The organism is Streptomyces sp. NPDC028910 (genome assembly GCF_055564955.1).
This window is the reverse complement of sequence record NZ_JBVHVF010000002.1, coordinates 307,743-318,261: the sequence shown is the minus strand read 5'-3', so window position 1 is coordinate 318,261 and position 10,519 is coordinate 307,743. Positions and strand designations below refer to the sequence as shown.

At 74.4% G+C, this 10,519-nt stretch carries 9 protein-coding genes; 6 read left to right on the top strand and 3 right to left on the bottom strand.

Going from position 1 to position 10,519, the window contains the following annotated elements:
* Positions 1-356 precede the first annotated feature (356 nt).
* The 3 genes from ACZ4TV_RS04120 (at position 357) to ACZ4TV_RS04110 (ending at position 4,651) form a co-directional block, all read left to right on the top strand.
* Positions 357-1,190: a M55 family metallopeptidase gene (locus ACZ4TV_RS04120; RefSeq protein WP_468130443.1), complete on the top strand. Its 834-nt coding sequence runs from the start codon at positions 357-359 to the stop codon at positions 1,188-1,190.
* Between the two features lie 61 nt (positions 1,191-1,251).
* Positions 1,252-2,625, top strand: a complete 1,374-nt coding sequence (locus ACZ4TV_RS04115; protein WP_468130722.1) for a M20/M25/M40 family metallo-hydrolase — start codon at positions 1,252-1,254, stop codon at positions 2,623-2,625.
* 13 nt (positions 2,626-2,638) lie between these two features.
* Complete coding sequence (locus ACZ4TV_RS04110; protein WP_468130441.1) at positions 2,639-4,651, top strand: S9 family peptidase; 2,013 nt, start codon at positions 2,639-2,641, stop codon at positions 4,649-4,651.
* Between the two features lie 37 nt (positions 4,652-4,688).
* Here ACZ4TV_RS04110 and ACZ4TV_RS04105 read toward each other — a convergent pair whose 3' ends face one another.
* Positions 4,689-5,480 (bottom strand): hypothetical protein, encoded by a 792-nt coding sequence (locus tag ACZ4TV_RS04105; protein ID WP_468130439.1) that lies wholly within the window; start codon positions 5,478-5,480, stop codon positions 4,689-4,691.
* Positions 5,481-5,506: 26 nt separating this feature from the next.
* Here ACZ4TV_RS04105 and ACZ4TV_RS04100 point away from each other — a divergent pair, with 26 nt between their 5' ends.
* The 3 genes from ACZ4TV_RS04100 to ACZ4TV_RS04090 all read left to right on the top strand — a co-directional run bounded on the left by ACZ4TV_RS04100 (position 5,507) and on the right by ACZ4TV_RS04090 (position 8,975).
* On the top strand, positions 5,507-5,962 hold the full coding sequence (locus ACZ4TV_RS04100) for a GNAT family N-acetyltransferase (RefSeq protein WP_468130437.1): 456 nt from the start codon (positions 5,507-5,509) through the stop codon (positions 5,960-5,962).
* A 4-nt stretch (positions 5,963-5,966) separates the two neighbouring features.
* Complete coding sequence (locus ACZ4TV_RS04095) at positions 5,967-6,866, top strand: arginase family protein (RefSeq protein WP_468130435.1); 900 nt, start codon at positions 5,967-5,969, stop codon at positions 6,864-6,866.
* A gap of 93 nt (positions 6,867-6,959) precedes the next feature.
* On the top strand, positions 6,960-8,975 hold the full coding sequence (locus tag ACZ4TV_RS04090) for a DUF5107 domain-containing protein (protein WP_468130433.1): 2,016 nt from the start codon (positions 6,960-6,962) through the stop codon (positions 8,973-8,975).
* Here ACZ4TV_RS04090 and ACZ4TV_RS04085 read toward each other — a convergent pair.
* Together ACZ4TV_RS04085 and ACZ4TV_RS04080 are read right to left on the bottom strand one after the other, a co-directional pair.
* Positions 8,965-9,525, bottom strand: coding sequence for an LppU/SCO3897 family protein (locus tag ACZ4TV_RS04085; protein WP_468130431.1), 561 nt, complete (start codon positions 9,523-9,525; stop codon positions 8,965-8,967). The two genes, ACZ4TV_RS04090 and ACZ4TV_RS04085, sit on opposite strands and share 11 nt — an antisense overlap.
* A 95-nt stretch (positions 9,526-9,620) precedes the next feature.
* A complete protein-coding gene (locus tag ACZ4TV_RS04080) occupies positions 9,621-10,442 on the bottom strand; it encodes a methyltransferase domain-containing protein (RefSeq protein WP_468130429.1) in 822 nt (273 codons plus the stop codon).
* Positions 10,443-10,519 lie beyond the last annotated feature (77 nt).

Genomic DNA, 10,519 nt, shown 5'->3' with positions numbered 1-10,519 from the left:
CCCCTCCTTCCTGTGGGATTTTTTTTTCTTTCCCCCCCCCCCCCCCCCCCCCCCCCCAACCCCCGGCGGGGCTGGATTGTGCCCGGGCCGGGCTGCAACGTTGCGCCGGGTTTCCTGGGGCTCCGCCCCAGACCCCGCGCCTCAAACGCCGGCGAGGCTGAGTTTGGCTCCGGCGCAGCCGGGGTTGTTCGGCGGAGCCGGAGCCGGAGCCGGGGGCGGGTCGGCGGAGCCGGGAGGGTCTTTGCGTCGGGGCGCGCGGGTGGATCCGCGAACATCGCCCGGCCAGGGCCTAGGCTGGGCGCCGTGCGTGCCGCCCGCGTCGCGCGCGACCGCGCAACCGACCGCCCGGGGGCCCGATGAAGATCCTCATCTCCGCCGACATGGAAGGCGCCACAGGCGTCACCTGGCCCGCCGACGTGCTGCCCGGGACACCGCAGTGGGAGCGCTGCCGGGGACTCTTCACCTCCGACGTCAACGCCGCCGTGCTCGGCTTCTACGACGGCGGCGCCGACCAGGTCGTCATCAACGAGGCGCACTGGACCATGCGCAACCTGCTGCTCGAACGGCTCGACGCCCGCGCCGAGATGCTCACCGGCCGCCACAAGAGCCTCTCCATGGTCGAGGGGGTCCAGCGCGGCGACGTCGACGGCATCGCGTTCGTCGGCTACCACACGGGCGCCGGCGCCGAGGGCGTCCTCGCCCACACCTACCTCGCCAACTCCATCACCGGGGTCTGGGTGAACGGGATCCGCGCCAGCGAGGGACTGCTCAACGCCCACGTCGTCGCCGAGTACGGGGTCCCGGTCGTCCTGGTCACCGGCGACGACCTGACGTGTGTCGACGCCGCCGGCTACGCCCCGGACGCGGTGACCGTCGCGGTCAAGGACCACGTCTCGCGCTACGCCGCCGTGTGCCGGACCCCCGCCCGCACCGCGGCCGACATCCGGGCCGCCGCCAAGGAGGCCACCGCCCTGGCCGTACGGCACGAGCCGGTCCGCGGCGGACCCTTCACCGTGGAGCTGGAGTTCGACGCCGAGCACCTGGCCATGGCCGCCACGGTGGTGCCGGGCACGGAGCGGTGCGGGGAGCGCAGGGTCGCGTACACCAGCGAGACGATGTACGAGGGGATCCGGACCTTCAAGGCGGTCACGACGGTCGTCTCGGCGGCCGTGGAGGAGCAGTATGGCTGACATGCAGGCAATCAGGACCGAGCTCCGCGTCGACGCCGGGAGCGCGGACGTCGGGCACGTCATGGACGTCGTGGACGTCGCGGGCGCCGTGGACGTCGTGGACGTCGTGGACGTCGTGGACGAGGTGGCCCTCGACGAGGCCGTCGAGTTCACCTCCGGCCTCATCAGGATCGACACCACCAACCGGGGCGGCGGCGACTGCCGTGAGCGCCCCGCCGCCGAATACGTCGCCGAGCGGCTCGCCGCCGCCGGTCTGCAGCCGGTCCTGCTGGAGCGCACACCCGGCCGCACCAACGTGGTCGCCCGGATCGAGGGCACCGACCCCTCCGCCGAGGCCCTCCTCGTCCACGGCCACCTCGACGTGGTACCCGCCGAGGCCGCCGACTGGAGCGTGGACCCCTTCTCCGGCGAGGTCCGCGACGGCGTGGTCTGGGGGCGCGGCGCCGTCGACATGAAGAACATGGACGCGATGGTGCTGGCCCTCGTACGGGCCTGGGCGCGCGCGGGAGTGAAGCCGCGCCGGGACATCGTGATCGCCTACACCGCCGACGAGGAGGACAGCGCGATCGACGGGTCCGGCTTCCTCGCCGACCACCATCCGCACCTCTTCGATGGCTGCACGGAAGGCATCAGCGAGTCCGGAGCCTTCACCGTGCACACCGGCCAGGGCCCCGGCCAGGCCCTCTATCCGATCGCGGCAGGCGAACGGGGCACCGCCTGGCTGAAGTTGACCGCGCACGGCACCGCCGGCCACGGCTCCAAGCCCAACAAGGCCAACGCCGTCACCCGGCTCGCCGCGGCCGTGGCACGGATCGGCGCCTACGAATGGCCGGTCCGGCTCACCGACACCCTCGTCGCCTGCATCACCGAACTCGCCGCCCTGCAGGGCCTGTCGGTGGACCCGCGCCACCCCGGCTTCGACCTCGACGCGGTCCTCGCCGACCTCGGCCCGGCAGCCGTCCTGGTGGAGGCGACCGTACGCAACAGCGCCAACCCGACCATGCTCAGCGCCGGCTACAAGCTGAACGTGATCCCCGGACAGGCCACCGCCTACGTGGACGGCCGGATGCTGCCCGGCGGCGAGGCCGAGTTCATCGCCACCCTGGACGCGCTCACCGGCCCCTACGTGCGGTGGGAGTTCCACCACCGCGAGCCGGCGCTCGAAGCCCCCGTGGACGGGCGGACGTACGCGATCCTGCGCGAGTCCGTCGAGCGGTTCGACCCGGACGGGCACGTGGTGCCCTTCTGCATGGCCGGCGGCACCGACGCCAAGCAGTTCTCCCGCCTCGGCATCACCGGCTACGGCTTCTCCCCCCTGAAGCTGCCGCCGGGCTTCGACTACTGGGCCCTCTTCCACGGCGTGGACGAGCGGGTCCCCGTCGAAGCCCTGCACTTCGGCGTCCGCGTCCTCGACCGTGCGCTGCGGACCCTGTGAGCGGGACCCGGTGATGGCGGCGGCGACCCTGCCCTACGGAAGCTGGCCCTCACCCATCGACGCCGCGCTCGCCGCCTCGCTCGACGGGCGGCCCGAGTACCTCGGCACGGTCGGCCCCGAGGTGTGGTGGACCGAGCCCCGGCCGCGGGAGGCCGGCCGCCGCGCCCTCGTACGCAGCCGCACCACAGGCGACGACGGTCCCACCGGCCGGGAAGTCACCGAGCTGCCCGCGCCGTGGAACGTCCGCAGCCGGGTCACCGAATACGGCGGACAGCCCTGGGCCGGAGTCGAACGGCCCGTCGGCGGGCCCCTGTTGGTCTTCGTCCACTTCGCCGACCAGCGACTGTACGCGTACGAGCCCGACGCGCCCGGCGATCCCGGGCCGCGGGCCCTGACCCCCGTGTCCGGGACCGGCGGCGGGCTGCGCTGGGCCGACCCGGTGCTGCGCGGCGGCGAGGTGTGGTGCGTGCTGGAGGAATTCACCGGGCCCGCGCCGACCGATGTGCGCCGGGTACTGGCCGCCGTACCGCTGGACGGCTCGGCGGCCGGGGACCGCGCCGCGGTGCGGGAGCTGACGGACGACCGGCACCGGTTCACCACCGGGCCCCGGCTCTCCCCGGACGGCCGGCGCGCGGCCTGGCTGGTGTGGGACCACCCCCGGATGCCCTGGGACGGCACCGAGCTGAAGCTGGCCGACGTCACCGAGGACGGGGAGCTCGCCGAGGCCCGGACCGTGCTCGGCGGCCCCGAGGAGTCCGTGGCCCAGGTGGACTGGACGGCCGGCGGAACCCTCCTCGCGGTGAGCGACCGCGGCGGCTGGTGGAACCCGTACCGCGTGGACCCGAAGACCGGCGAGGCCGTCAACCTGTGCCCCAGGGAAGAGGAGTTCGGCGGCCCGCTGTGGAAACCCGGACTGCGCTGGCTCGCCCCGCTGCCCGAGGGGCCCGTCGCCGTCCTGCACGGTCAGGGCTCCCCGGTCCTCGGCATCCTGGACCCGGAGAGCGGCGACCTGGTGGACGCGGCCGGGCCGTGGACGGCCTGGCAGCCGACGCTCGCCGTGCACGGCACCCGGGTCTACGGGGTCGCCGCCAGCCCGCGCAGCGCCTACGAGGTGGTCGAGCTGGACACCGCCACCGGGCACGCCCGGGTGGTCGGCGCGCAGGGCGCGGGCCCGGTGGACCCGGCCTACTACCCGGAGCCGCAGAGCCGCACCTTCCTCGGTCCCGACAACCGCCAGATCCACGCGCACGTCTACCCGCCGCACCACCCGGCCTGCCGGGCCGCCGGCGACGAACTGCCCCCGTACGTGGTGTGGGCGCACGGCGGACCCACCGACCACGTGCCGCCCGTACTCGACCTGCACATCGCGTACTTCACCTCGCGCGGCATCGGCGTGGTCGAGGTGAACTACGGAGGGTCCACCGGCTACGGCCGCGCCTACCGGGAGCGGCTGCGCGAGCAGTGGGGCGTGGTGGACGTGGAGGACTGCGCGGCGGTGGCCCGGGCGCTGGCCGCCGAGGGGACCGCCGACCCCGCCCGGCTCGCCATCCGGGGCGGCAGCGCGGGCGGCTGGACGGCGGCGGCCTCGCTGGCCGCCACCGACCTGTACGCCTGCGCCGCGATCATCTACCCGGTGCTGGACCTGCTCGGCTTCGCCGAGGAGACCCACGACATGGAATCCCGCTACATCGACGGCCTGGCCGGGCCGCCGCAGACCCTGGCCGTCCTGAACCGCGAGCGCTCCCCGGTGGCCCGCGCCGACCGGATCACGGCGCCGTTCGTCCTGCTCCAGGGGCTGGACGACCCGGTCTGCCCACCGGCCCAGGCGGAACGCTTCCTGGCCGCGCTGCGGGGCCGTCCGGTACCGCACGCGTACCTGACCTTCGCTGGCGAGGGCCACGGCTTCCGGCGGGCGGACACCATGATCCGGGCGCTGGAAGCCGAACTGTCCCTGTACGCCCAGGTCTTCGGGATCGAGCGGACCGACATCCCGCTGCTGCGGCTGGAGCCCCAGGGCACGCCCTGAGGGGTGCCGATCGCCACCAGCAGCCGGTTCTGCCCGCTCAGGCGGTGTGCAGCCAGATGCGGAGCGGGCCGATCGGGGTGAACCCGGCGCGGACGGCGGCGTCGAGGTCCTCCCCGTGCTCGTAGCCCACGACCGGCAGGCCCGGCCAGCGGGTGGCGGTCGCGGCGAGGACGCCCGCCCAGACGGCGTCGATGCCGGCGTCGATGCCCGCGTCGATGCCGGCCTCGATGCCAGCGGCGTGGGCCTCGTCGTTGGTCTCGTCGTGGGCGAACAGGTTGGAGACGCCCACGACGCCACCGCCCGTGCTCGCGACGGCCCCGGCGACGATCCGGCCCCCGGCGCGGCCCGCCAGGAAGGCGATGCCCTCGCCGAGCAGGGCCGGGCGGAACAGTCCGGTGCTCTCCTCGCCGTCCCAGGCGCCCTCCCAGGCCCGCAGTTCCTCCGCGGTGGCCACCTGCGACCACTCCAGGCCGGACGCCGCGGCCGCCTCCGGGACCGGCGCCCCGGCCGGGCGGTGGATCCACTGGGCCTCGAACAGCACCTCGAAGCCGTCCCCGGACAGGTCCAGGTCGGCGAAGCTGTCCTTCACCGAGCACCCGGGGCCGCCGGTGTCGATCCCGGCCACCAACGGGGCCGCCTGGGCGCCAGGGGCCAGGGTCACGGCGTCCGGGTAGAGCGGCGGGGTCCGGCGCGCGCTCGTCCACGCCTCCGGCGCGAACGCGCCCGCCGGTCCGTGGCAGCGTACGACCGCGTCGCACCACTCGGCGTTGTTCCGTGCCGCCGCGAGCAGGAGTTCCCGGGTGTCGAGGCCGATGATCACACCGGGCATCGTGCCACACCTCCTAGCCTGGGCGGATGACCTTTTCCCCGTACGTACGGGAGGGCGCGCGGGTGGGCCTGCGGCCCTTCCGGCTCGCCGACGGGCCCGAGTTCACGGCACGGGCACAGGAGAGCCGGGACCTCCACCACCCCTGGCTGTTCCCGCCCGTCACCCTCGAGGAGTACGAGTCGTACGCGGCCCGGCTCACCGGAGGCGAGGGCCGCGCCGGATTCCTCGTGTGCGAGCTCGGCACCGGGGCCCTGGCCGGCTTCGTCAACATCAACAACATCGTGCGCGGTGCCTTCGAGTGCCTGGAAGCCAACATCCAGCCCGGCAACACCGCCTCGATCGCGCTGGTGCGCGGCGCGGGCTTCCGGCTGGAGGGCTTCTCCCCGGACTTCCTGTACGTCGACGGCGCCTGGCGCGATCACGAGCGATGGGCCGTCACGGCCGAAATGCCGACCCCCGGGAGGGGACATCGCACAGGATGAGGGGATGCGAACCCTCGTGCTCCTCGATGCCCCGTCCAACCTCGGCCTGCGCCCGCCCGCGCCGGGCACCGTACCCGGCGTCTACAAGCTCGCCGGGGCCCTGCGCGAACAGGGCCTGCTGGCCCGGCTCGGCGCGCGGGAGGGCGGGGTGGTGGTCCCGCCGCGCTACGACCGCGGCGACTGGAAGGAGGGCGACGGCGTGTTCCACGCCGACGCCCTCGCCGCGTACACCGTCACCCTCGCCGACCGGATCGAACGGCACCTGCGGGCCGGGGAGTTCCCCGTTGTGCTCGGCGGTGACTGCTCGATCCAGCTCGGCGCCGCCCTCGCCATGCGCCGGCTCGGGCGGTACGGACTGGCCGCGATCGACGGCTCCGCCGACTTCCGCCACCCCGGCAACGAGGCCGTGAACGGGCCCGTCGGCGCCGCCGGCGGCGAGGAGCTCGCCCTCTCCACCGGGCGCGGCCAGGCCGATCTCTCGGACCTGGAGGGGCTCTCGCCGTACCTGCGGGACGAGGACGTGCGGCTCTTCGGGCTGCGGGACCGCGACCCGGACCTCGCGGAACTGCGCGCGGCCGGGATCTCCGTGGCCACCGTGGGGGAGATCCGCGAGCGCGGCGCCGGGCCGGTGGCCCGGGCGGCGCTGGACGGACTGCACCCGCCGGCCACCGCCGGATTCTGGGTGCACCTGGACGCCGACGTGCTGGACCCGGAGGTCATGCCCGCCGTGGACAGTCCCGACGCGGGAGGCCTGATTCCCGACGAACTCGCCGAGCTGCTCGGGGTGTTGGTGAGCTCACCGCGCTGTGTCGGGATCAACGTCACGATCTACGACCCGGACCTGGACCCGGACGGGCGTGCGGGCGCCCTGCTCGCCGACCTGGTGGCGGGCGCCTTCGCGTAGGGCGGCCTTCGCGCGGGTCTTCGCGTCATCCTGACCGGTGGTGATCCGCGGAACCCCTGTGCAGGGGCCGCCGTGGGGTGTTCCCTTTTCCTCATGGCCACCACCGTCCGACGTGCCGTACTGACCATCCCCGCAGCCCCGTTGGGCTCCGAGAACCCCCTGCCCGCCCTGCACGCGCCCGACGGCGTGCAGGCTTTGGACCAGGGGGGCCTGGACGACCGCGCGCGCGACGATCTCCCGCGCGACATGGCGCGGCAGATCGGGTACGAGCCGCTGCGCTCGCTGCTGCCCGTCCGGATCCGGGACGGGTACCGACGGGAGCGGTCGGAGCGGGAGTTCGAGTCGATCGTCATCGAGAACGAGCACCTGCGGGTCACCGTGCTCCCGGGCCTGGGCGGGCGCGTCCACTCCCTCGTACACCTGCCGACCGGGCGGGAACTGCTCTACCGCAACCCGGTGTTCCAGCCCGCCAACTTCGCGCTGAACGGGGCCTGGTTCTCCGGCGGCATCGAGTGGAACACCGGCGCGACCGGGCACACCACCCTGTCCTGTGCCCCGCTGCACGCCGCGCTGGTCCCCGCGCCGGACGGGGGCGTGATGCTCCGGCTGTGGGAGTGGGAGCGGCTGCGCGACCTGCCCTTCCAGGTGGACCTGTGGCTGCCGGAGGACTCGGAGTTCCTCTACGTCGGCGTCCGCGTGTGCAACCCGCACGAGCGGCCCGCCCCCGTGTACTGGTGGTCCAACATCGCCGTCCCGGAGGACGCGGGCACCCGCGTGCTCGCCCCCGCCGACGAGGCCTGGCACTTCGGGTACGCGCGCTCGCTGCGCCGCATCCCCGTACCGGAGTGGGAGGGCGCGGACCGCACGTACCCCCTGCGCAGCGAGTATCCGGCCGATTTCTTCTACGAGGTCCAGGACGGGGCACGGCCCTGGATCGCCTCGCTGGACGCCGCCGGACAGGGGCTCGTGCAGACCTCCACCGGGCGGCTGCGCGGACGCAAGCTGTTCGTGTGGGGCGCGGGCGGTGGCGGCCGGCGCTGGCAGGAGTGGCTCACCGAGCCGGGCACGGGCGGCTACGCGGAGATCCAGGCCGGGCTGGCCCGGACCCAGCTGGAGCACGTACGGCTGGAGGGCGGCGGGGAGTTCAGCTGGCTGGAGGCGTACGGGCCGCTGTCGGCGGAGCCCTCGGCGGTGCACGGCGCGGACTGGGCCGCCGCCCGCGGCGCGGCGCAGGCCGCGCTGGACGCCGTACTGCCGCGCGAGCGGGTGGACGCGGCGTACGAGGCGTGGCGCGGCCGCGCCGACACCGAACCGGGGGAGCGGCTGGCGGCGGGCTCGGGCTGGGGCGCGCTGGAGGTGCTGTGCGGCGGCATCGAGCTGCCGGGCACCCCCTTCGAGGAGTCCACGCTCGGCGAGGAGCAGGAGCCCTGGCTGGAGTTGTGGCGCACCGGTCTCTTCCCGGCCCCGCGCCGGGTGGCGCCGCCGGGCCCGAGCCTGGTCGCCGCGCACTGGCGGGACATGCTGGAGACGGCTGCGGCGGATCCGCTGACCGAGTACCACCTCGGGGTGGCCCAGTGGCACGCGGGAGACGTGGCCCAGGCGGTACGGAGCTGGGAGCGCGGGCTGGCGCTCGCCCCCTCGCGGTGGCCGCTGCTGCGCTGCCTGGCGGTGGCGGACGCCCTGGCGGGCGATCCGGCGCGGGCGGCCGACGGCTACGCGGCGGCCTTCGAGGACCTGGCCGCGGAGAGCCGCGGAGGCGAGCCGTGGACGGCCGCGGAGTCCGCGCTCGGCCAGGAGGCGATGGCGGCGCTACTCGCCGCCGGCCGTCTGGCGCAGGCCCGCGATGTCTGGGACCGGCTCCGGCCCGCGCTGCGCGAACAGGGCCGCTTCCGGCTCCTCGCGGCCCGGCTGCTGGCGGCGGAGGGTCATGTGGCGGCGGCCCGCCGGGTCTTCGAGGACGGCTTCGAACTCCCCGACCTGCGGGAGGGCGAGGAGATCCTGTCCGAGGTCTGGTCCACCCTCACCGACCGGCCGCTCCCGCCGCACTACGACTTCCGCATGCGTCCCCCGGTGCAGGGGGGACGCGGCGCGGCCTCGTCTACTTCTTGATCTCGTTGATGCAGAGCACGAACTGCTTGCCCGAACTGCGCCGGCCACCGCTGGTCTGCTCGTGGTAGCCGACGTCCGACTTGCCTTCGCACTTGCTGCTGTCCACGGTGTCGGGGATCACCTCGACCACCTTGTACTCGGCCGTGGCGTCACCGCACTTCACCACCTGCAGGTCGGGGCTGATCGTGGACCCGTTGTTCTTGAGGCAGTCCCCGACCTCCGCCTGATCGGCGTCGTCCTGGCTCAGGAAGTAGCCGACGCCGATGACGATGACGCCGATCCCCAGGGCGACGCCCTTCAGGATCTTCATGATGCCCATGCCCCCGCTCCGGGCCGGCGGCGCCGGAGGCGGCGGAGCGGACCACTGCTGTTGCTGCGGCGGGTACATCTGCTGCTGCGGTGCGCCGCCGTACGGAGGCTGGGCCTGCTGCTGCGGGTGTCCGTACCCGGGCTGCGGCGGGTAACCCTGCGGGGGCTGCTGTCCGTACGGGCCGGGCTGGCCGGGCTGGCCGGGGTACGGGCCGGGGCCCTGCTGCGGAGGGTAGGTCATATGGGAGTCCCCCAGTGGGCGTGCTGACGTTCTATTGACGTGGGCACGCTATAGCAATCGATCACCGCCCCTCGAACCGTGTCCGCGTGCCGGGCTCAGGCCCGGCAGAGGATCTCGCCGTTCAGGACCGAGAACGAGGCGTCGGGGTCCGCGCCCCAGGCGCGCCAGGCGGCGGCGACGGACGACAGGTGCGAGGGGGTCGCGTGGCCGCCGCCGGTGGCGACGGCCGCGTACGTGGAGGCCGTCGTACGGTCCGCCCACAGCGCCGCCCACCAGGCCGTCTCCTGCGGGGTGGCGAAGCACCAGGCCGTCGCCGAGGAGGTCACGTCCGAGAAGCCGGCCTCCCGGGCCCAGGCCCGCAGGCGGCGGCCCGCGTCCGGTTCGCCGCCGTTGGCGCGGGCGACCCGCCGGTACAGGCTCAGCCAGTCGTCCAGACCCGGCGTCGCCGGGTACCAGGTCATCGCCGCGTAGTCGGCGTCGCGCGCGGCCACGATCCCGCCCGGCCGGCACACCCGCCGCATCTCGCGCAGCGCCCGCACGGGGTCCCCGACGTGCTGCAGCACCTGGTGCGCGTGGACCACGTCGAAGGAGTCGTCCGGGAAATCCAGCGCGTGGACGTCCGCCGCGGCAATGGACACGGCGGCGCCCAGGCCGCGCTCCCGCACGTGGGCGCGGGCCTGCGCGAGGACGTCCTCGGCCGCGTCGACGGCGGTGACCCGGCCGCCCGGCGCGACCAGCTGCGCCAGGTCCGCGGTGATCGTGCCCGGGCCGCAGCCGACGTCCAGGACCGACATCCCCGGGCGCAGTTCGCCGATCAGGTACGCGGCGGAGTTCTCGGCGGTGCGCCAGCGGTGCGAGCGCAGGACCGACTCGTGGTGGCCGTGCGTGTAGACGGCGGTCTCCTTGGCGGCGTTCATGGCCTGACCCCTCCTCGTCGAAGCGTTCGTCCCACCGTAGAGGATCAGTTCGCCATATGAGATAGCCGTTTTGACAT